Origin of the sequence: Paractinoplanes brasiliensis, from assembly GCF_004362215.1 — a bacterium.
In the GTDB taxonomy this organism is placed as follows: domain Bacteria; phylum Actinomycetota; class Actinomycetes; order Mycobacteriales; family Micromonosporaceae; genus Actinoplanes; species Actinoplanes brasiliensis.
On record NZ_SNWR01000001.1, the window covers coordinates 3,594,252 to 3,615,876 of the forward strand.

Consider the following 21,625-nt stretch of genomic DNA (forward strand, 5'->3'; position numbering starts at 1 on the left):
GCCGAGCTCGCAGATCGAAGTGGATAATCGCTGAGTGGCGTGATGTCCGTGGCCCGGGGGGTCGGGTTTACCGGACGTGAGGCCGATGAACCCACAACCCTTGATCGTCGTTGTCTCAGACAGGCTCAGCCGTCAGCCACGTAATCCACGGCGTGCGCGCTCGGCTTCAACGTCAAATCCACGTGCGTCGCGTTCATACGACTCTGCCAGCGACGTGAGGAGTTTCCGGGTTCGTGGCCAGGCCGCCGCAGCGCTGGCTTGGCGCTGATAGTCCGTGGCCAGCTGCCGCTCCTGGTCACCACCGTCGTAGACGCCCCGAGTAGTGACGCCTCGCCGGTTGTAGATGCCGACGTGTAGGCCATTCTCCAGCGGATGGCTGCGAAGATCTTCTAGTAGGTCACGCACCGGCCTGGGCGGGAAGACGCCGTCAGGGTCCGGTGGGGCATAGGCCAGAATTTGCCCGATCTGGCTGTCCCCGACTCGCTGGCGACCAAGCGTGCCCAACCGGGCGCGGGCGTCGTCGACCCACTGACGCAACCGATCCGCGTCAAGGGTTCCATCCGCGCGAACGCCGGGGCATCTACGCCAGTCGTGGAGAACCTCGTAAGCACGTAGGGCACGGTCCTGCCGTGCCGGCTCTGGCTCGTCGCCCTCGGATTCGTTCTCGTCCAGCTCGATGCCTTCACCTTTGAATGCGTACCGAACAAGTTCGACGAAGAGCGCTGGGTCTTCGGCGAGCGCGCCGTGCAGTGCTGGGGCATCGGCTTCAAAGCCGAGGACCGGGAAGAGCTGCCATTCGATGGTGAGCAGGCGCTGCGCGCCGATCGTGTCACGATGGTCGGCCAAGAGGGCGATCACTTCCCGGAAGTCATGATCGCGCAGGGTTGCGAACTCCGGATCTTCACGGCCGCTGGCTATCAGTACGTCTAGGGCGTCCGCGGCGATCTCGGCGGCTTCGGCCGTGTTGCAGCGGTTGCGGTACAGAACGAGAAGGTGAAGAGCGGCTGCTGGCCGGCCGACAGCCGTCAGTGACCGGGCCGCTTCGAGCACGAACTCAAAGTCATGGCCTAGTCCGTAGAAGACGAATTCTCGCCAGTAACGGTCCGCGACCGCCGGGTCCAACTCGGTTAGCTTCGTCCAAGCGGCGCGCGGCTCGCGGGTGGCTCGGAGTATGCGGGCCTGCGCCGAGGTGTTTGTTGTGGCATGGAGCAGGCGGTCGCGCGCCTCCGTGCCGCCGTCGCGGAGTCGTTCGGCTAGGTAGGCAAACGCTACTTCGGGGCGGAACCCGTTGTCTTCGGTGAGCCAGACCAGCATGACGTCATCCCAGTTGCCCCCGACCCCTGCCAGCCCGTCACCGACTAGGTGCGGGTAGTTGGTGTTCGTAGCCAATTCGGCCAAGGCTTCTTCACCGCCAGAGCGGCATATTTCTTCGATAGCCTGGCTCCGGAGTTGACGTATCGTCCGTTGGTAGGCCGCGATGTCGTCCCGGCGGGAGTGGTCGCCGAGGGTGATCCAGTCGGAGGCGAACAGCCAGGCGTTACGGCGTACCGGGTCATGTGGTCGCACCGCTTCCGCGGCAACCTCTAGCGGAAGCAGTCGTTCTTCGGGCAGGGCCCATCCGGCGTCGCTGTATTCCCGGTGACGTGCTACGAACTCGCGTACCGCGTCGAATACACGCTCCCGTTGTACGTCGTCGGTGAGGACCGCGCCGAGTTCGTTCAGACGGTCTGCGAACACGGCGCGGTGCGCTGGTGAGAGCTGGTCGAAGTGGGAGATCATGCGAATGAAGCGGTCAGGCTCATCGCTCAAGTTGTCGAGCAGCATCTCGACGACGGCGTCCGTCTGCGTGTCGACGTCCGCCCGTGTGACCTTCTGGGTTTGCTTCCAATCCCGGAATCGAGGCCCGGGCTGGACGATCTGAAGCCGGTGCGAATGCGGCAGAAGATCGTGGAGAACCGGGAGAGCCACCTCGGGCTGTTGGCGCAGCAACCGTGCGGTCATGCGAATCCGGTGGTCCAGGTCTGCCGTCGTGTTGGGTGCCCAGCAACTCAGAATGCTCACGAGGCTGTTGGCCGGCCGGTTGGACCAGGTACCGCCAGGGTCGATCGCCGCGAGCTGGCCGAGGATTTCCACAACTTCGTCAACGTAATCCGTTGACCAGGCCACCACGCTCAGGGCGGCCAGCACGGCGAGATGTGGAGACGGCACGCCGCTGCCGAACTGGTTCCGATCTTTGTCCTGGAACATGTGCCGATGCAGGCGCGGCCCGTGCGGCAAGTCCCGGCTGAGAGCCGCAAGAACCTCTTGAGGCGCGGCCTCGGCCAGCAAAGGCAGTACATCGCCGAGAGAGGTCCACAGCGCATAGGTGTCGTCTGCGTCGGCGGCCCGGAGAACATCCCGTACCACCAGGCGTGCCCACTCAGCTCCCGTGGTGTTTCGGGGTGCGCGTAGCGAGGTGTCGCCGCCCAGCAGAGCGAGGGTCTGGGCCAGCCCCATGCGCAGAGCACCGGAAAACTTGCGGCGAACGTCGCTCGTCATCTCCTGGAACGGATCGGCTTCACGGGTGGCGATGTTTGGGTCTACCTCGGAGAACACCTCAAGGGCGGCTGATCGGAACGCATGCAGATCATCTGGCGTCAGCTGCGGGCCGAGCAGGGTCCACGCGTCCTCCGGGGAAAGCAGGTGCCAATGGTCGTCGACTTCGGCGACGAACGGGATCTCCGGGACAGCAGCGAGTTTTAGCGCGGTCTCGTGCACTAGTTCATACGGTCGGCCGACGCAACGCGCGACGAGTGTCCGGTCGTGCTCGCCTGCGCCGAACCAGCCGCCGATCAGCAACAACCGTCGGCGGATCACATCGGGCTCAGACACCCAGGATGGGGTCAAGGGCGTCGGATTCTTGGCGAGACTTCGCCGTAGCGCCAGCAGGCTTCGCCGGGCAAGCGCGCCGAGCGACCAGGTCCGCTCATGGTCCAGCCCGTCCGCCTGCATCTTGGTGGCTACGGCTTGGCCGTCGACACGTGGCACCGGGATGGTACCGACGGCCCCGGGCTCCGCGAGCAGGAGAATTTGATGCTGGTGACGAGGCAGGTCGGCGGCGAGGCTGCGATCCGGGAGGAAGAGAATCAGTGGCTGGGGCTGCTGGATCAGCTGGGCCAAACTGTTGGGGTCGGTGACGAACAACGCCCGGGTGTTGTGCCGCTCCAACGGCTCTAACGTTGCGGCTACGAAGGCTCGTGCTTCGTCCGGCCTCATGTCACCACCGAGCGAGATCATCTCCTGACCCGCGTTGAGTGTTTCCCGCAACGACTCGGCTGCCTGTTCGCGCCCGGCCAGGACAACGCGGGCGTCGAGTTCGATCGTCGTTGACGGCAGCCAGGTGCCGGACCACCACTCAGCGGCTGGACGGACACCGGGCATCGCTTTGCCGAGTTGCTCGGCAAGCCATGCGGTAGTTGCGGGGGCAGCGTCCAGCCAGAGGTGGATCTTGTCCAAGTTGTAGGCCCGGACGTCCTTCCATCGACCCTCGCCCCTCCGCTGTTCGGCCCAGCCAGCCGACTTGGTCCATGGCGCAAGAATTGCCTGGACGTAGGTGACCTCACCGAGAGCCTGACCGTTCGGGCCGGTCTGACGTTTTCCGTAATCGTCGTTGGCCTTGTCCTGCCCGCCGCCGACCGACAGCTCCCATACCGATGTTCCGGACGGAACGAACGCTGTCTCTCCGGTTGCGGTCACTACACCATCGAAACCACCAGTGGCCACGCCGGACCCGCCGGGCATATCCAACTCGGTCAAGCCCTTGCCGGTCTCGGCGATCAGTCGACGGACCAGTAGGGGAAAGACCATGTCGAAGCCGGCCGAGCCGGCAGCATGTCGCAGATCATCGCGGGTGATCGGGGGCCACGTTGCCATGGTTGCAAAGTACCGGCAGGGTCCGACACAAATGCTGGAGCGCAGGCGAATCGGAGGAGCCTAGATGCCGGGACCGCGCCGGTGTCTGTGCCGGGTGTCCATGGGGCCTTACGCTTTCAAAGACGTCGACCTGTCGGGTCGGCACTGCCGGGCCCGCATTCACCAACGTCCCGACGCATCGGTGGTGCTGTGGCATCGTCGGCCTCAGGCTTGATCGTCAACTTTAGTCTCGGCGGTCTCGGCGGTCTCGGCGGTCTCGGCGGTCTCGGCGGTCTCGGGTGCGGCTTGCTGCCGTTTCTTTCGGTTCATGTACTGCTCAGTAGCGACGGCGAGGTACGTCTCCGGGCTGATGTCCATTCTTCGGGCGGCGACCTCCACCTCGCGGTACAGCGAGTCGTCGATGTCGATCATCATGATCGTTCTGGCCATGAGAGATTCCTTTCAAGGTAAGTACGGGTTCAGCCGTGGCCATGGCCACGGTTCAGGATTTGTGGTTGAGGGCTTTTAGGAGAGCAAGCCTTCGGTCATGGTCTACGGGATCGTCGCGCAGGATTCGGTAGAGGCTGGGTGCGTCGCCGGGGCGGACCCCCGTTTCCGCGCTCTGCGCCCGGTAGCGGTCGCGGATTAGCCAAGGAATGTGGCGCACCTCGGGGCGCGTCCACCCTTCTATCGCCCGCTGTGTCAGCCCGGTCGCGATGACGTCCAGCGATGAGCGAGGACGCCGGCGTGCCCAAGCTCCCGCGTCCAGCGGGTCGACGTTGCGGATGGCGAGTGGATCAACGAGGTCCTGCCAGAAGCGTTCGTTGGCGTAGAGCCGTCGGCCCATGGCATCAGCCCAGCGGTAGGCAGCGACGGGCGTGATGTCACTGTTGCGCAAGGTCATGAGGCTCGCGATCCGGTCTCGGGTGTCGCTCAGACCGAGCCGGGTGAGGACGGTGCGCCACGGAGTCGCCTGTTTCAAGGCAAGGTTGTGCGCTAGCCAAATCGGTTCGCTGGTTGCCTTCCGGTGCCGGCGCTTGCCGCTGCCGGAGGACGTGCTCCTGAGTTCTTCCCAGCCGCGTCCTGATGCTCTCCAGTCATCGAGAAGCCCTACTCGGGCGGGGTATGCCATCTGGCATATATCACGGGCGAGGCGGCCGGGGAACGCGTCGTACAGGCCGCCATGGGCCAGGGTGTCCAGATGCCAGGAGGCGGCAGCGATCTGGGCCGCGGTCATGCTCGCGCGTAAGCCTGGACGGTTCTTGATCGCAGCTGAGTACAGCGGATCGGGCTGTCGGTAGCGGGTGTCGAACACGTCCGCATCGGGAGTGATCGCCCACCAGGCGGCGGCCTCGGCGCGGGTGGCGGCGTCCCCACCAGGTTGGGATGCGCTCCGTAGGGCCTCGGCGGCCCGGCCTGCAAGCCGGCGAGCCGCACGGTGCGGGACATCGAACGTGTCCCAGCAGGGCTCCATGGTCCAGTACGCCGGGTGGGCAGGGCTCGCCGGCCGCTCGGCCAACCGCGGAATCACACAGTCGTAGTCGCGATGGAACACGTTGAAGTAAGAGTTCCACGTGTCGATCAGCGACCCAGGGCCGTTCAGGCTGGCTAGCGCCTGCATCGAGCGGATCAGTTCTGCCTGGCCGCAAACTACGATGCGGACGGACCTGATCACCAGAGTGACGCCGGGGATCGTCGCGTCACTCAGCAAACTGATCCCCCACCCGCTGGCGAGGCCGACGTTGCGATGTTCTAGACGAAATCGCTGATCAGTTCGCCCTTCGGAGACTGCTGCGATTCGGCGTAAAAGATCCGGTGCACGCCAGCAGCGGTCGTCCGTGACGGGCTCCGCGTCCCAGGTCAGGATGTCGTGTGCCGCCACCATCGTCATCCGGTTGTCAGCCGTGCGTCGGGGGCATCGTCGGTGGTGGTCTGTGCCGGGGGTCTGGGATGGCGTTGCCGCAGGTCAGCGAGCAGACACTCGGCGTGGTACCAGCGGCGGCGGCCGATACGCCGGCCGGCGCTGACGAGATCTCCCAGATTCAGCGGTGAAGTGCAACGCGCGCACGTTCCGCCGCGCTGGGCGTTGATCGATTGGCGGGCAAGCCGATATGACGCGAGGAGCCGCGGGGCGTCGGCCCGGCAGGTCTTGTCGCGGGTGTGACCGCTGTGGCCGCAGACAAGACGGTCTGCCTGGCTGTTGTTCTCTACATCAACGAGACCACAGGTCTCACATGCGGTCCACTGGCACGAGTCGCCGCTGATGGTGTACATCACGTGGTGAACGACGGATCGCGGCCCGGTGGCGCACATGTCCTCGGGCGCGGGTATGCCACCGATGCTGAACAGCACGCTGCGGGCCTGCCAGTCCTCGGACAGCGGGCCGGCGGTGTGACTTACGGGAAACCCGCAGCCCACCTCGGGAGCGGACAGTCCCGGGCCCTCATCGGCTGTGGTGGTGGCAATGAAGGCGAACTCTTGCCACCGCCGGAAGTCCTCGGTGCCGGTGCCGTCACCGATCTGGACCCACAGCGCCTGGCGTGGCAGCCAGAAGTCCGGCTCGTACTCCACGCCACTGCCCAGGATCAGTTTCCGGCTGCGGAACTGCCAGGGGACGAATAGGTCCTCAAAGCACAAAGCCCATTGGGCATGCACCAGCGTTGGGAATCGAACGCCCGCGAAGTGAACATCGTTCGCGCTCATGGTGAGGGCTTTCTGTCTCGGTAGCAGAAGCGCCGTACCCCCGGCTGGGGAGATGCCATCCCTTGGTGGCGGAGACAGTAAGCCGCCATCGTCGCGGTCCAGGTCGAAACGGGGGTCGTCGGTAGTTCCACCGCGCGGCGAGATCACACCAAGGACGGCTGTTTCGCAATCTAGCTCAGAAAGTGCAGTTTCCTGCACTGACATGCCGGAGTGAGGCAAGTTGCCTTGATTTCGTGATCGAGCCACCACCGCCGTACGACGAGGTGGCTCTCGGGGTGGCAATCAGCAGGCTCCGCATGGAAGAAGGGCTGACCCTTGAGCAGCTCGCCGAGCGCAGCGGCGTCTCCCGCCGTCAGTTGATCAACATCGAGCAGGCGAAGCACGCCCCGACGGTCACCACCCTGCATGCCATCGCGTATGGCCTGAACGTGGCAGTCGGAGACCTGGCGAACGTCGGCTCTGCACGTTCGGCATCAGGTCCGAGCGCCGTCGCCCCCGTGTCGCCAGGGGGAACGAAGCCCTTCGACGAACGGCAAGCCGCCTCCTGATGTCCGCTGGCCCCGCCAAGGCGGGGAACCATATGTCTGACGACTTGCGGCCCCCGGTCCCCGGCGTGTTCTGAACCCGACCACCCGTCCACTGCGCCGGCTCGCCGAGGTTCTACAAGGCGTCCAGGGCGGGCGGCGGACGAGAGGCTCGGTCGCGGCGCGGCGGCGCTGGCAGGCGGCCTCCGGCCTGGCTGCCAGTCGGCCGGATCGCGAGGCTCTGCTCGGCCGGCCCGAAACCGCCACGCCGCGTACAACCTCGCGCGTTAACAATCGCGGTGATAATATATCGCGCATGTTTAACGATGACGTCGAGCGGATTCGGACGGCACTGCTTCCGTTGTGTGAACCGCTGCACGGCGTCTTCACCTGGGCGGATCAACGTCGCCGCGAGGTGTTGAGTGACCTCGACGGTGAGGCGGTCTACCGCTGGCACGCGACCCACACCGTCCGGGCCTACGCCCACCTCCAGCTGGGTAAGACCGTGATCGCCCCTTGGCAGTTGACGGGCAACCATGCCCGCAACGGCGAGTTGTGGCTGTCCGACGGTGACTACCGCATCCGGTTCCTGCACGCCGTCCGCGACAGCGACGTCCCGCCTCCTGGGTTCAACGACGCCCGGCAGGCGTACTATCGCAACCCGCCGTTGTTCGATCTGCCGGTACCGCGCCTGCTGGGCCCACCGGATGACCGGCTGCTGTTCGTCTGGCGCATCGACGCCAAGACCGGCGTGCCGATCTTCCGCGTCGTCAGGCCGATCGGTACCTGGAAGTGGGGCGATCATGCAGCGACGGACATCGACTTCATTCTGCCGGAGACCGCGGAGGATCTTGCTGCTCTAGAGTTCGAGCCGTCGGATGAAGGTATGGAACTAGACATCCCGGACGAGGATGGTCTGGAAGGCGGGGCCGAAGATGCTGGCGGAAGCGCCGGGTGAGCGTCTCAAGACGCTCCGCGACATCCTCGGGCTGACTCAGGCTCAGCTGGCCGAGGTTTCCGGCGTCACACAGCCTTGGATCTCCGATGTCGAAACCGGGAGCCGCGACGCCACCGACGACAAGCTGACGCAGATCGCCACCGCCACCGGTACGCCGTTGACCTTCTTCAAGGTTCAACCGACGTCGGTCCCGCTGGACAGCTTGCGATTCCGCAAGAACTCACGGGCCCGCAAGACGATGACCCGGCGCGTCCATGCTGTCTACGGCGAGAGTTTCCGGGTCGCTGAAACCCTATTCGATGCGGAGCGCTACCCGACCCCGTCACTGCCGTTCGCCGCCGGAGATGAGAACCTCGACGACAAACAGATCGAGCAGTTGGCGGCGGAGACCCGCGAATCCCTGCGGCTCGCGCCCACCGCGCCGATCCCTCATCTGACCCGCGCGCTGGAACGTGCCGGCATCGCGGTAGCGCCGCTGGTCCTGCCGGATGTCGAGGGCGAGGAAAACATCCCGGTCGGGCATTTCGGCGTCTCCCACTGGGCGGGTATCGGCGCGGCGGCCCTGGTCGGGTACTTCCCCGGTCAGCAGGGCGACCGCGACCGGTTCACCCTCGCCCATGAGGTGGGTCACCTGGTGCTGCACACATTCCGGCCCCGCACCCAACAGGCCGTGGCCGAGGACGAGGCCAACCGCTTCGCCACCGCGCTGTTGGTACCGGTGGAACGGGCCACGGCGATGATGTCCGAGGCTCTCACCCTGTCGGACTATGCCCGGCTCAAAGCGACGTGGGGTGTGTCGATCCAGGCCCTCATCATGCGCGCCCACACCGTCGGGGCCATCGGCGACACCCGCAAGAACTCGCTGTACGTGCAGTTGTCGGCGAAAGGCTGGCGTAAGCAGGAGCCGGTGACCGTCGGCCACGAGGCCCCGAAACTGCTGTGGACGCTGCTCTCGCGCCGATACGGCCCTCGGCCCTACCTTCCCGGTTCCGAGGACCTCGCCATCCATCCCACGCTGCTACGTTCGATCGCCCCCACCGAGCCCTCCGCGGCGGCGGCACGGCCCGCTCCGGCAGCGACCGCCGAGCCGGCGCTGAAGGTTTACAACTTCCGGCGTCGCTGACGGCCGCAGGGCAGAACGGTCCGAGAACCCCCAGCACGGGTGTGAAGGGCAGCTGGCCCGGTGTGTTATCAGTCCTGTACGCCGGCGTGCACGGCCTCGTCGTCATCGCTGTTCGGTAAGTCCTCTGGACCCTTCGGCGCTTCCCATCCGAGGGACAGAACACGCACGTCCGGCGTGGATGGCAATGATATTTGCGTCACGGCAGGTGAATTAGCCATCAAAGAAAGCGTTTTCCGAATCATTTCACCATGCGCTTCCCAAATACCCGGTTGGGCGGTGAGCGCTTGCAGGAGGGGCCACACTTCAAAAGGACCACCATCGTGGCACACCTGAGAATGACGAGCGGATGGACTTAGCTCATCATCCTGAAAATGCGCGACGCGTTCGATATCGTCGAATCGGAATGACAGGATGTGGCGCGGTGCCGAGCGAGAAGCGTCCGTTGCCGTTTCCTCGTTCGCCTCCTCCGGTTGAGCACGTCGCAGCCAGTCGCGGAGCCTTCCGCCCAGACGCCTCTTAGCTGGAGGTTCAGCAGCTTCAGCCTCCCCGTCACCCTTCCAGAGATCGGCACCGGCGGCCACGTCGCCGTAGCGCCGGAATCTCCCAGCGGCCTGACGCAATTCCGAGAGCGGGGTTCCTACGCTCCAAGTGCCAAAGCAAAACTCCACCTCCTCGTCGTGTTCTTCCTGATTCTGGGCGCGCGCTGCCAACAGCCACAAAGCCTCAGTCTTCCCCGAATCATGAATACCGGTCAGATAAGTGAGATGATCCCGGGATCTGTCGATTTCCTCAGCTTTCAGTCGCGCCTCGGCGATCATAGCGTCCGCGTCGGCGCGCGCCTTGTCGAGAATCTCTTGCGCCCGGTCGAGCGCCGTGTTCACGTAGGCGTCCAAGCCCTCCTCCGCGCTGTGGGCCCGGGCCTGCGCTTCGGCCGCGATTTCTTCCGCAGCGGCGGCGGTAACGGTAGCGGCGTGCAGCCGGGACAGTTCGGTGTCACGGCGCTGACGTGCGACGAGGGCCTCGGCATCGAGGCGGGCGATTTCGGCCCGAAGCGTTCGGCGACGGCATTCGAGATCGGGTAGCTCTGTCGCGCCGGCCAGGTCCGCCAGGCTGAACTGCCCCAGTTCGTCGATCCGTAGGCCGACGGGACCGCCCGTCAGATCCGCGGCGTCGGGCTCTGAGTCGAAGCCCTCCAGCATCAAGAGCGCATTGAGGTGCACGTCGATGTCTTCGTCGGTGATGTCGTCGACGGTCTGGTCGATGAGGTCGAAGACCTCCCGGAACTCGTCGCCGGACGGCTCCTCGCGTCGTGGGTACGAGGTCGGGTCGATGGTCATCGGGCCTCCTCTCCCAAAGGGTTGGCGTCGTGGTCCGCCGCCTGGTCTTTCTTGATCGTTTTCCTGAGCCGGATACGCGCCTCATACAGGCTCTGCCGCACGGCGTCCGGGCTGCGGCCGAGCATCGCGGCGATCTCGTGCGGCGCGAAGCCGTCCACCACGAATGCCATGACCTTGCCTTGTTCCGGCGGCAACGACCGCAGTAACTGCATGACCCACTGGGTGTCCTCCCAGAGGTTCAGGCTCGCGTCCTGCTGGGACGGGGCGGTGGCCGCACCGTAGCGGACCTGCTGTGCCCGGACTCGGTCGAGGGTGTTCGTCTTGGCCTTGATGAAGTTGTTGATCACCGCCTTCCGTCCGTAGGCCCGATGATCGCCGATGTCCGCCCATCGGCGGAGTACCTCCGCCATTGACATCTGGGCGGCCTCGATGGCCTCTTCCCGCGTCGCGCCTGAGTACATCGCGGTCCTGACCAGCGTCTTGAACTCGTCGCGGTAGAACGCGGCGAAGCCGGCGGGCGGATGCGGCCGAGACGTGGCGAGCGGCGCGGCAGTGGCCTGCGCTACGGCGTTGTCGGCATCCACTCGGGCCTGCCTCCGATCATCGTGGTCGGGCGGCCAGTCCGGATGGCCGCGTCATGGAGATAGGTCCGGGAGGAGGCCGGTGTGTGAGGTCGGCCGGGCAACTTTCTCAACATTTCTTTCTGTAACTTCACAGCTACTCGATGTGACGCTTTGTGGTCAGGGTGATCACGCCGACCGCGACGCCGGCGATGATGGCGGTCACGGCAATCGACCCGGTGGTGAGGAAGGCCCCGGCGATAGCCGCGCAACTGCCTTGTACCAGGAGCAAGACCTGCGTCCCGTCGGGCCGCTGTTGCGGCTGCCGTTCGGGCGACGAATCAGTTCCGGTCGTACCGGCCATGAGAGATCCTCCTACGTGCTGGATGACGCTTACGTAGGGCAAGGTCCTTGAGGGACTCTGTGTGTGAGGCCGGCAGCCGAGATCGTGGCGTTCGTCGCGATTTGGCCCGCGTGTCTCACGCGGAGCCGATGGGCTTCACGGCAGGTCGTGGTCTCAGGCGGCGCGCCCGACGCCTAGCCGGAGTCGGCGGCGAGAGCGCGGCGCGAGGTGCTTCGGATGCTCCCGGTTCTGACTCCCGGCCGGCCATGCACGCGAGACCGCGAAGGTCGGCGATCCGATCCGGGCCGAGCAGACCGCCAAATCTGAGCCTGGATCAGGCTGGGCGAGCGGCCGGGCGAGCCATAAGGTCGGGCCATGGGAACGGCGACGCCTCGCAAATTGCGAGAAGCGATCGGTCAGGCGTTGCGCGAGGCGATGAGCGCCCCGAAGGTCGAGCAGTTCTGCACCGGAATCGGGCTCGCCCCGCCCCACCCGCCCGACGACGTCGCCATGATCAGCAAAGCGGCCTATGTCGAGCGCCGCCTGGGCGGCAAAACGCAACCTGAACTGCTCCAGCTCGCGCTCCAGGTACTCGACGAGTGCGACGGCGGAGACGCCGCAGCCAGGCTCGCGGATCTGGTGGCCGGCCGCGGCACCGGCGTTGCCGGAGAGATGAAGAACCTCATCTTCGCCGCGGATGGCCCGAAGCCGGAGTTCGTCTTCCGCGACGCCCTCAACAACGACCTAGAAGCGATCAAGAACGCGGAATACTGTCTCATCTACGACCGGCCTCTGGGCGACGACGGTCTCACCTGGCGGCAACTCGGCGACTGGTGGACCATCCACGCGGGCCTGGCGCACCTGCCGGAGCGCGAGATCTGGAACAACCTGCACGACCGGCTGAAACGCTCGCTGGGCGACAACGTCGGCGAACGCAACATCTTAGATGCGTACAAACGACGCTACCGGCGACTCGGACCTGACATCCCGGCCCTGATTCCGCAGGTCTACCTGCACTACGACCCTTACCCGCAGGCCCGCTACGGCCGGAGTGCGCCGCCGCTGGTCCGTCAGCGGATGGACTTCCTCCTGCTGCTGCCCCACCGAGTTCGAGTGGTGATCGAGTGGGACGGCGTGCAGCACTACGCCGACGACGAGGTGCTCGCCAACCTGCGTCGGTACGCCAACCCGAGCCGCTACGCCGCGATGATGGCCGAAGACCGGACACTGCGCCTTCGCGGCTACGAGGTCTACCGGTTCGGCGGCCACGAACTAGACGAGCCCGGCATCGAGCAGCGCCTCGATCGGTTCTTCGACGACCTCGAACGGCGTTACGCGCCCCCGGCCGGCTAAGCAACCCACGCTCGTTCGCGACACCACTTAACCCGGCCAACGAGAGCGACCCTACGGCTGCGTCGGTAGTCAGCGCCGTCCCGTGGAACCTGACCTTGCGAACGCCCGGCATCGTTCACCGTGCCGGGCCAGCCGACCGCCCGAGGGCTGGCACGCACGTCCCCACACGCCGTCTGCCGATGACAACAGAGACAGGACGGGACGGCCGACGACCTGCAGATATTTCGTGAGAATCACTCAAAATTATCTCACTCTTACTGAGACTGATCATGTCTCACATGACTGAGACTCTCCACGTTTCCGCAGTTCAGAACCGTGTCCTGTCTCATGCTTCATGAGAACCTACAAGGAGGTCCATAGCCCCAACCGTTGCGTTCGCCCTCCTCGCACAGGGCAAGAAGGGCCACCTCGGACGGAAGTTCATGGTGCAAGACGTCGCGGGCCAGTTGCTCCGCCGTTGCGCGATCGATGGCCTCGGTCTGCGGGTCGTCGTCATAGAGTGCATCAGCGGCGATGGCCGGTGCGAAGATCCATTGCTGTCGGGGGATGCTCCAGATGACGGCTCGGAACGGCGATCCAGCGCGCTCCTGGTAGGCGATGATGCTGGTCGTTGTGCCGTCGGCGGACCTCAGAACGTCATAGGCAAACTCGCGGTCATTCATCGAACAGTCCCAACTCGGCGGCACCAGGGATGTCCTCGCGGTCGAGGCCGTGACGGCGCAGAACGTCTTCGAAAGAAGTACCGCTTGAGAGTAGGTGTTCACGATAGGCGAGGAGCACCACTCGCTTTTTCCCCAGCCAGCCGGCCAGCGTCGTGTCGGTCGGAGGCTCCGGCATGAACGGATTGAGCAGATCCAAGCTCCGTGGTGGGTTTGAGTAGATTCCGTGGATCTTGTTGATCTGCAGGATCTTCAAGAAGGCCTCGACCCTCCGCTCGGGTGGGAGTTTCTCTTGGCGGACGTCCTCGTAGTGAATGTGTGTCTGACGCCCGACCTCCGATGAGGACGGAGTCGGAAACTGGATCTCCAGGACAAATCCGTCGGGAGTGGTCAGGTTGACGTTCAAGCCGTTGTGCCGGCCGTGATCTGCCCAGAAGCTCTCCACCACGATGTCGCGATAGCCCAGCTCTGTCATCCGATTCAGCACCGAGAGGACCGATTCTCCGTACCTCTCCGGCGGCATCTCGATGGAGAACCGCACCCGATCCTTGATCGTCCGAAGGGCGGCCTCCGTGGTGAGGCCCTTCAACTCGACGCGGACCAGTACTTTTCGGGCCAGGGACTCGAGTTCCTTCACCCGATGGTCCTCACCGACCAGCGCGGGCCGTTCCCCCGGGTTGAAGCCCGGCAGATTCGACGTGACCCGGCGCAGATCCGCGGAAACCTCGGCTGCTGTGAGCTCGGCCTCCGCCACCGACTGAACCAACAGCTCTCGTTGATCAACGGGGAACGACTGAAGGACCTGGTCGTCGGCGCTGCCGGTGGGAGGGGTGGCGGACCAGGCGCCGGGGCCGTGGTGGGGCAACGGGGCGGGGGTGGCGTTGGCGTTTACTACCAGGGCTTCGAGGGAGACGACGTTGATCGGGGTGGGGACGCCGTGGTGGCGGTACATGGGGGTTTGCTCGGAGATGCGGCCGATTTGGGGGTCGACGTAAAGGACTGTGCCGTTCTGGTTCAGGGCGGCCCAGGAATGTGAACCGCCGCCTTCGAGGTCGGTGACTATGAAGGCGAAGGCCCCGTGGCCGGTGTTGAGCAGGTGGTTGGTCAGGTTCTGCACTGCCTGGTCGATGGCGGGCTTGGCCTGGGCGGGGTCGGCGTCCGCGACGTACGGGCAAAGGCTTTGGAAGTCGCCGCCGGTGGCCTGGCGGATGCGGTTGATGCCGTTGGTCTCGCCGCCGAGGGGGCGGTCGGGGTCGCCGTTGGCGTAGACGTCGAAGGTTCGGGGGGCGGCTACGCGGGGACGGCCGTGAATGTAGGTGTCGAAGAGTGAGAGGACGCCGTCGACGCAGTTCAGGCCTCGGGTGGGGTCGGCCGCGGGTCCGCCGTCGTTGGCCAGGCGGAACCAGGTGCCGGTGCGGGGGTCGGGCAGGCGGGAGACACGGCCGTCGCTGTCGCGGGGAACGGCGTTCTCGAGGTCGACCTGGTGGACGGCCAAGGGCGGGCGCAAACCGCCGGTGATGTTGTAGTGGCGGGTGCGGTCGATGGGTGGGCGGCCGGCGAAACCGTCCAGCGCGGAGACGTCGCCGGTGCGGACGCCGCCGGGGGCCAAGTTGCCGACGTCGCTGTTGATGCGGGCCCAGTCGGGCGGGTCTACCTCGACACGGTCGGGGGCCAGCTCGCCGGAACGGACCCGAGTGATCTGGTCGTCCAGTTCGGCCACGATCTCGCTCAGCTCGACGGCGTGGCGACGGTGTTCGCCGGCGCGCAGGGTCAGACCGGCGCGTTCGGCCTCGTCGGCTCGGCGGCCCAGATCGACGATCTTGCCGCGGTTGTCCTCGGCGATCGAGTCCAGGTAGGCGGCGTACTCGTCGCGGCGGTTGCGTTCGTGGGTCTGGCGGGCGTGCTCCACGTAACCGAAGTAGGCCTGCTCGTCGCGGATCTCCGGTGGCGGCGGGGTGGTGCGTGCGGGGGTGGTGGGCAGCGGGCGCGGGAGGGGGGAGTCGATCGGGGGCCGCGGCCGGGGGGCGGCGGCGCGGGGGCCGAGAGCGTCGGCGATGCGATCCAGGTCGGAGAGCGGGGCTCGCTGCGGAGTGGGGGAACCGGGCAGCGCCGGGGAGCCGGGAACCGTACGAGAGGCGGGCAGCGTCGGGGAGCCGGAAAACGTTGGGGTGCCGGGCACTGCGGGGGTGCCGGGCAGTGCGGGGGTGCGGGGCAGCGTGGGTGTGCGGGGCAGTGCGGGGGTGCGGGGCAGCGTGGGTGTGCCGGGCTGCGTGGGTGTGCCGGGCACTGCGGGGGCTTCGGACAGGCCGGGGGTTTCGGACAGGGCGGGGATTTCGGGCAGCTTGGGGGTGCCGGGCACGGCGGGGGTGCCGGACAGGGCGGGGGTGCCGGACAGGGCGGGGGTGCCGGACACCGTGGGTGTGTGGGGCGGCGTGGGCGAGTCGGGGAGAGCGGCGGAAAGGGTCGCGTTGTTGAGATCCGCGGAGGGGATGGGCCTGGGTTTGCGGTGGGCGCCGGGGGCTCGGTGGGCGCCCGGTCGGCGGTTCAGGTGCGCGCCGGCGGGGGCGAAGAGCGGTCCCAGCACTGGAGAGTTGGGTGTGGTGACCGGCCCCGCCAGGGGGGAGTTGGGGGTCTGCAGCGGCGTAGTGGGGTCGGCGAAACCGAGGGTGGCGGTGGAGGCCAGCACGTTGGAGTTGTCGGGCAGTTGAGGGGACGGTCCCGGCGCGGAGGGCACAGCAGAGGAAGAGGGCGCGGGAGTCGGCTGCGCGTCGGCGGATGGTGACGCGGCGACGGTCGGCGAGGAGGACTGTGACTCGGCGGTGAGGGAAGACGACGAGGGCTGGGTGTTGGGGTCCGCCAGCGGGGACGGCAGGGATGGGGACGGCGGGGATGACGTGGCGGGGTCGGGACCAGAGGAGATGGGAGCGGGCTCGGGGGAGGCGGACGGGGACTGGGAGGAGAGCGATGGGCCCTCGGATGCGGTTGTGGGAGTGGACCCGAGACTCGGATCAGGGCCGGAGAAGAGAACACCGCTCGTCGGATCGAGGGGAGAAGGCGTACCTCTGAAGGGGTTTTCGCCGAACGACGGCAGATCGAGTTTCGTGCCGTCCACGTGGCCGATATTGATCGGGGCTTGCACGCCGTGGATGGCTGAGCCGGCCGCGCCCGAAGTGGCGGATTTTGCCAGCCCTGCGGCATCGGGCAATTCCCCGTACGTGGCGGCGGCGCTGAACTCGGCCAAAACCTCGCCGCCGGCGCCTCGGGCGATGCCGCCGTGGCCGTGGGAGCCGACGTGTGCGGCCGACGCGCCCGCGCCACCGGCGAAACCGGCCAGGGCGGAGCGTCCGAGATTGTCCACGTCGAAGCCGTCCGAGCGACCCGTTGACTGCTGATAGAGCTGGATGCCGCCGTTGGTCGCGGCCTCTTCGCCCGCCTCGTCGAAGCCCTCGCGGAGCGCGCCGCGGCCGAACCGCTGCAGGCCCTCGCGGGTGGAGAGCTGCTTGATCGTGCGGCCCGCGGTCTGCTTGAGCGCCTTCTTGCCGAGCTGCGCGGCCAGGCGTTTGAAGATCTGCTGGATGGCCAGGCGGGTGGCGACTATCAGGCCGCCGGCCGCGGGCGAGGCGGCCCCGAGCGTGAGCGTGACGGCGACCGCCATGCCGACAAGCTCGATGAGGAAGATGCCGATCTCGATCCAGGCCTCGAGTTTGGCCGCCTCGATGTCGGCGCCGGCCCCCTCGACCAGTTTGCCCAGCTCGTCGGAGACCCGCAGAAGATCGTGCAGCGGGGCGTTCTCGTCGCCCGCGACCAGGTGCCAGGCGTCCTCGAAGCCCTCGGCCGTGACGCCCTCGCCGCCGTAGCCGCTCACGAACCGGTTGGCGGCGGCCATCGCTGCCTCGTTGGGAGCGGCCAGTGTCGAGGCCAGCGCGAACCAGCGGTCGGCGACGTCCCAGGTGGCGACCTCGTTCCCGGCCGGCCAGTCGAAACCGACAACCCATTCCAGCGCCTCGTACGCCCAGGCGGGCACGTCGAACGGGCTGAACTCAAGAGGGTGGGGCACGGGGCTGGGCAGCACGCTCATGACCGGAACCGCCTCGCCGCGTCGACGTCGGCGCCGACGTTGTCCCGTACGGACTGCGCCGCGGCGTCACCCAGGCCGGACACGTACGCCGCGAGCCGCTCCCACGCCTCGAGCACTTGCTCCTCGAACGGCCGGTAGTGCACCTCGAACGACCGCCCGTACTCGTCGCGGCCCCACGGCGCGGCGGAACTGGCCGCGGCGATCTCCGTCCCGGTCCGCAGCCGGCGCGCGCCGAGGTCCTCGCCGGCCGCGCTCAGGGCGCGTGAACCCGCGAGAGCCTCGTCGGCGTCGAGCCGCAGCCGGTTACCGGTCATCGCGGCCGGCCGCATCCTGAACGATCTCGTCGGACCGTCCCAGCAGTGAGCCGAAGTCGTTGTCCCGCAGATAGCGAAGAGTGCCGGAATCGTCGGGGAGATAGTCGGCCATCAAAGTCTGAACGCGTTCCGCAGCCTGCGCGGAAGCACTGTGGACGGTGGCCAGGATCGTCCGGGAAACGTATTCGTTGTCCATGTTCCGAGTGGCCCTGCGGATCAACTTCACGTCGATCAACTGGCCCCGCGGACCCACTGTCACCCGGACCAGTCCGTCGGCCGAAACAACCGTGACCCGGACGGCGTCCAGGCGCCTTTGCAGATCGTCCAGATCGGATCGCATACGTGCATAGCGCTTGTGCACTTCCGCGAGCCGAGCGCGCAGTTCCTGGTTCGCCTCGCGATTCGCCGTCACAGCCACCGGGCCACACCCCTCGTCCGTACCGAGACTTTGCGTGTTCGGTTAACTTCAATCTGCGAACGTCGTGTCAGGCGATCGGGTTCAGTTCTCCGGAGGGAGCGAGCGGATGATCACGCGGGAGGAGGCCGAGGCGGTCGCCGCGCGCTGGGCGAGCAACGAGTCCGAGCAGCGCGGATACGGGTGCGAGCCGATGCTGGCGGAGTTCGACCTCGGGTATGTGATCTGGACGCGGCAGCCGTCGACTGTGCTCTCCGTGCCCGGCGACGGAGCACGTACGGTGATCGACCGCGAGACGGGTGTGCTGTCGACCTGGCCCGGCGTGCCGCCCGAGGAGATCGCCGCCATCTATCGCGAACGCCGTCCGACACCGCCCGGCACGGTTGACCCGGCGGTCTCGTTGCTGCGGCTGACACGCCGGCGGCCCACCCCGACCACTGTTGCGCACCTCACCGTGGGTGAGCGGCTGTTCCGGACGCAGGGTGCGAAGGGTGACCAGCACATCAACCACCACCCGCTGGTGATCGACCGGCTCGACATGCTCGGCGCGGAGGCCCACGTGCGCGGCGTCGACCGGCACGCCGAGTTGATCGCCGTCTCCGACGCGCTGCACGACGCCACCCGCGCCCGGGGGCGCGAGATCACTCTCGACGACGCTCGGGCCTGGCTGACCGGGGCGACCTTCGCCGCTTTTCTCGTACGCGATCAGGCCGACCCGATGGCAGGCCAGGAGAACCGTCCGTGCGAGACCTGCATCGGCGTCCTCGTGGACCTGGCCGTGCTGCCGTGGTCGGACAGGGCGTTCGCCTCCGAGTGGCGGCACGGCTCCGATCGCATCCCGGTGACCGGGCGTTTCCCGTACGAGGTGGCGCGCGTGCTGGCCGGGGGCGGGTGGATCGGGCCGTCGAGCGGTGAGGACGCCGTCGAACGGGCCGTCGAGGCGTCCGGCGGGCGGCTGCGGCCGTTCGAGGCGGCTCGGGCGGCGATTGCCGACTTCCCCGGGGTGCGCTGCGCGCGGCGGGGGCCGGGGCTGCGGCGGGCGATCCGGTTGCTGCGTCTCGACCCGGTGCCGGGGGCCTGGTCAGCCGCTGCTCTGCTGGAGTTCGCCGAGGTCATCGGGGTGCCGCTGTTCCCGATCGGCATCGAGGGCGGCGACGCGGTGGTGGCGATCGACGAGCTGGGCAGGGTGTTCGTGCTCGACCAGGCGGGCGAATGGTTCGTCGGGAGCACGCTCGACGAGGCGCTCACCGGGCTGCTGACCGGGGACGGGCCGGCGCGACGGGTACGCGACGACGGCAGCTGGTAGGGGCCTCGGCTGCTGCCGTCGTGAGTCGGGCGCGCGCAGGGGTTTCCGCCGGCTCCCGATGCGGGGAGCCGGCGGATGGCTCTGTCGGCTGTGTCAGTCGAACAGGTTGTGCAGGAAGCTCTTGCGACGGTGGTAGTGGCCGTGGTGGCCGCGCCGGTAGTGGCCGTGATGGCCGCCGTAGGCCCCCGGGACGGCGGCCGGCGGATAGCCGGGAGTGGGCTGGCCGTAACCGGGCGGTGGAGGCGGCGGCGCGTAGCCCCCGGGCTGCGGCTGACCGTAACCCGGCTGAGGGGCGCCGGCCGGGCGCGGCGGGGCGCCGGGTGCGGGAGCCGGTGGAGCCTGACGGGTGTTGAAGTTCGCCTCGGCCTCGAACAGCTTCTCGAGCTCACCGCGATCCAGGAAGATCCCCCGGCACTCGGTGCACTGATCGACTGTGACGCCGCTGCGCTCGTACACCCGCATCTGGCCGTGACACTTCGGACAGGTCATCTGCATCTCACCGACGGTACAAGGCCGTGTCATCGGACGGGGCACTTGTGGCTGTGTGGTTCCTGAGTACCGGGCGCAGAGCGGCTGCCCAGACCAGGAACGCGATCGGGTACAGAAGGTAACCGAAACGGGTGGTCGGCATGAGCAGGATCGCGGCCAGGAGCCCCCACCCGCAGATGGCGGCGGCCGCGCTCGCCGTGCGTGGGGGCCACCAGAGGATGCGTACGGTGATGACGGCCGCGACGACAAGCAGCAAGCCGAGCGCTACCAACCGGCCGCCGGGCACGTTCTGTGCGATCAGGTAACCGGGGAACGGGGACTGGGCCGGGCTGGTGACCAAGCCGTGGCCCAGCGGGAAGCGGATCACGTTCTCGAGGAAGGCGTCCTGGTCGACCTGGAACGGCGGGATCAGAACCAGGATGGGCAGGCCCAGGGCGCCCGGCAGGAGCTTGCCACCCCGGGCCACGGCCATCGCGAGCACGGCCAGAACGGCCACGACGGGGAGCGCGAAGAGTTTGCATGCCGCGGCCGCGCCGACGGCCACACCGGCCCAGCCATAACGATCCGTAGCGGCGAAGACCAGAGCCAGGAGGCAGAGCGCGAGGACGGGGATGTCATCGCCGCCGGTGGCCAGGGTCAGGGCACAGACCGGGAGGACTGTCACTGCCTGTAGAGCTCGGACGGTGGCGAACGAGCGCCAGAGATCGGCCCGGCTGCCGCGGACGGTGGCGTTGTCGTCGGCAGGGGCGGGCCGGGGGCGCAGCAGCAGCACCGCGGTGATCAGGATCAACGCGGTGAACAGAGCGAACCAGATGCGGGCGTCCGTCCACCAGGCGTCGCCGGCCAGGGCGCGGGGCAGGCCGAAGACCGACATGCCGGGCTGGTACGGGCTGTAGGCGCCCAGGCGCTCGTCGGCGGGCAGGGCGGCGATGGCCTCACGGGACAGGTACGGGGTGCCGTCGTTGAGAAGGCGCTCGCCCATGCGTTCGACGACCAGCACCTCCTCCTGCGCACGGTCGGTGCGGCCGTTGGCCCGCTGCACCGACTGGATGACCAGCGGGAGCAGCGCGGCGCCGGCCCAGGTGAGCCAGGTCAGGGTGGTGCGGGCGCCGTTGCCGACGAGCAGCCGGAGCAGGCGCCAGGGACGGGTGGTGGCCTCGAGACGGTCGCGGACCAGGCGGTAGCCGAGGAACTGCAGGAAGACGAGCAAGAACGCGTCGGCGTAGGCCCAGACGGCAACGGATCCCCAGGCGCGGTGGGGTAGCAGCGTCGATGACAGTGCGGTGACCAGGGCGAAGGCCGCGGACAGCGCGTAAAGGGCGAGATCGGCCGCGTAACCACCGGCTGCCTGATCGACCCGGGCCAGCAGCCGTCCCGCCCGAGTTCTGGGAACGAGCTTGTTGGGGGCGAGTCGGGGCTTCGCGGGTGCCGGCTCCGGCGCGAGGGCGGGCTCAGCGTCGGCGGCCGGCCCGGATTCGGTGGGTGCCGGTTCGGCAGGCGGAGCGGCGGTTGGGGCTTTGTCGGTGTCTGCCGTATTCGAATGTGGTTTGTCGGGTTCTTCGCTGGTCGCGT

Annotated in this window: 18 protein-coding genes; 5 read left to right on the forward strand and 13 right to left on the reverse strand. The window is 67.3% G+C overall.

Annotated features, from left to right (window positions below; translation table 11 throughout):
* Positions 1-132: 132 nt before the first annotated feature.
* The 4 genes from C8E87_RS16050 to C8E87_RS16065 form a co-directional block, all read right to left on the reverse strand.
* The gene (locus tag C8E87_RS16050) at positions 133-3,912 is read right to left on the reverse strand and encodes a hypothetical protein (RefSeq protein ID WP_133873849.1); all 3,780 of its coding nucleotides are present in this window, start codon (positions 3,910-3,912) and stop codon (positions 133-135) included.
* A gap of 204 nt (positions 3,913-4,116) precedes the next feature.
* Positions 4,117-4,341: a hypothetical protein gene (locus C8E87_RS16055; RefSeq protein ID WP_133873850.1), complete on the reverse strand. Its 225-nt coding sequence runs from the start codon at positions 4,339-4,341 to the stop codon at positions 4,117-4,119.
* 52 nt (positions 4,342-4,393) lie between these two features.
* Positions 4,394-5,782, reverse strand: a complete 1,389-nt coding sequence (locus C8E87_RS16060; RefSeq protein WP_133873851.1) for a hypothetical protein — start codon at positions 5,780-5,782, stop codon at positions 4,394-4,396.
* Positions 5,779-6,594: a hypothetical protein gene (locus tag C8E87_RS16065; protein WP_133873852.1), complete on the reverse strand. Its 816-nt coding sequence runs from the start codon at positions 6,592-6,594 to the stop codon at positions 5,779-5,781. Before C8E87_RS16065 ends, C8E87_RS16060 begins: the two co-directional genes overlap by 4 nt.
* A 233-nt stretch (positions 6,595-6,827) precedes the next feature.
* Here C8E87_RS16065 and C8E87_RS16070 point away from each other — a divergent pair, with 233 nt between their 5' ends.
* The 3 genes from C8E87_RS16070 (at position 6,828) to C8E87_RS16080 (ending at position 9,199) form a co-directional block, all read left to right on the forward strand.
* The gene (locus C8E87_RS16070; RefSeq protein ID WP_203720664.1) at positions 6,828-7,142 is read left to right on the forward strand and encodes a helix-turn-helix transcriptional regulator; all 315 of its coding nucleotides are present in this window, start codon (positions 6,828-6,830) and stop codon (positions 7,140-7,142) included.
* Between the two features lie 292 nt (positions 7,143-7,434).
* Positions 7,435-8,076: a hypothetical protein gene (locus C8E87_RS16075; RefSeq protein ID WP_133873853.1), complete on the forward strand. Its 642-nt coding sequence runs from the start codon at positions 7,435-7,437 to the stop codon at positions 8,074-8,076.
* Positions 8,054-9,199, forward strand: a complete 1,146-nt coding sequence (locus C8E87_RS16080; RefSeq protein ID WP_133873854.1) for a helix-turn-helix domain-containing protein — start codon at positions 8,054-8,056, stop codon at positions 9,197-9,199. Before C8E87_RS16075 ends, C8E87_RS16080 begins: the two co-directional genes overlap by 23 nt.
* A gap of 68 nt (positions 9,200-9,267) precedes the next feature.
* Here the strand turns inward: C8E87_RS16080 and C8E87_RS16085 are convergent, their stop codons facing one another.
* The 3 genes from C8E87_RS16085 to C8E87_RS16095 all read right to left on the reverse strand — a co-directional run bounded on the left by C8E87_RS16085 (position 9,268) and on the right by C8E87_RS16095 (position 11,460).
* Positions 9,268-10,536 (reverse strand): hypothetical protein, encoded by a 1,269-nt coding sequence (locus tag C8E87_RS16085; protein WP_133873855.1) that lies wholly within the window; start codon positions 10,534-10,536, stop codon positions 9,268-9,270.
* On the reverse strand, positions 10,533-11,120 hold the full coding sequence (locus C8E87_RS16090; protein WP_133873856.1) for an RNA polymerase sigma factor: 588 nt from the start codon (positions 11,118-11,120) through the stop codon (positions 10,533-10,535). Before C8E87_RS16090 ends, C8E87_RS16085 begins: the two co-directional genes overlap by 4 nt.
* Positions 11,121-11,253: 133 nt before the next feature.
* Positions 11,254-11,460 (reverse strand): hypothetical protein, encoded by a 207-nt coding sequence (locus C8E87_RS16095; protein ID WP_133873857.1) that lies wholly within the window; start codon positions 11,458-11,460, stop codon positions 11,254-11,256.
* Positions 11,461-11,814: 354 nt separating this feature from the next.
* On the opposite strand from C8E87_RS16095, the gene C8E87_RS16100 reads away from it, so the two are divergent.
* Entirely contained in the window at positions 11,815-12,792 is a 978-nt protein-coding gene (locus tag C8E87_RS16100) for a hypothetical protein (RefSeq protein WP_133873858.1), read from the forward strand.
* Between the two features lie 332 nt (positions 12,793-13,124).
* Here C8E87_RS16100 and C8E87_RS16105 read toward each other — a convergent pair whose 3' ends face one another.
* Genes C8E87_RS16105 through C8E87_RS16120 form a run of 4 tightly spaced genes read right to left on the reverse strand, consistent with a single transcriptional unit; the run spans position 13,125 to position 18,261 of the window.
* Positions 13,125-13,454, reverse strand: coding sequence for a hypothetical protein (locus C8E87_RS16105; protein WP_133873859.1), 330 nt, complete (start codon positions 13,452-13,454; stop codon positions 13,125-13,127).
* Positions 13,447-17,529 carry a toxin glutamine deamidase domain-containing protein gene (locus C8E87_RS46360; protein ID WP_133873860.1) on the reverse strand — a complete coding sequence of 1,361 codons (4,083 nt, stop codon included), beginning with the start codon at positions 17,527-17,529 and terminating at the stop codon, positions 13,447-13,449. The genes C8E87_RS16105 and C8E87_RS46360 overlap by 8 nt, the downstream gene beginning before the upstream one ends.
* Positions 17,526-17,843 carry a hypothetical protein gene (locus tag C8E87_RS16115; RefSeq protein ID WP_133873861.1) on the reverse strand — a complete coding sequence of 106 codons (318 nt, stop codon included), beginning with the start codon at positions 17,841-17,843 and terminating at the stop codon, positions 17,526-17,528. The genes C8E87_RS46360 and C8E87_RS16115 overlap by 4 nt, the downstream gene beginning before the upstream one ends.
* A complete protein-coding gene (locus tag C8E87_RS16120; protein WP_239080229.1) occupies positions 17,833-18,261 on the reverse strand; it encodes a YbaB/EbfC family nucleoid-associated protein in 429 nt (142 codons plus the stop codon). The genes C8E87_RS16115 and C8E87_RS16120 overlap by 11 nt, the downstream gene beginning before the upstream one ends.
* A 106-nt stretch (positions 18,262-18,367) precedes the next feature.
* Between C8E87_RS16120 and C8E87_RS16125 the strand changes: the two genes are divergently transcribed.
* The gene (locus C8E87_RS16125; RefSeq protein WP_133873862.1) at positions 18,368-19,564 is read left to right on the forward strand and encodes an SUKH-3 domain-containing protein; all 1,197 of its coding nucleotides are present in this window, start codon (positions 18,368-18,370) and stop codon (positions 19,562-19,564) included.
* A 93-nt stretch (positions 19,565-19,657) separates the two neighbouring features.
* Here the strand turns inward: C8E87_RS16125 and C8E87_RS16130 are convergent, their stop codons facing one another.
* Both C8E87_RS16130 and C8E87_RS16135 read right to left on the reverse strand, forming a co-directional pair.
* Positions 19,658-20,059, reverse strand: coding sequence for a TFIIB-type zinc ribbon-containing protein (locus tag C8E87_RS16130; protein WP_438866066.1), 402 nt, complete (start codon positions 20,057-20,059; stop codon positions 19,658-19,660).
* A 1-nt stretch (position 20,060) separates the two neighbouring features.
* Entirely contained in the window at positions 20,061-21,419 is a 1,359-nt protein-coding gene (locus C8E87_RS16135; protein ID WP_438866177.1) for a glycosyltransferase 87 family protein, read from the reverse strand.
* Positions 21,420-21,625 lie beyond the last annotated feature (206 nt).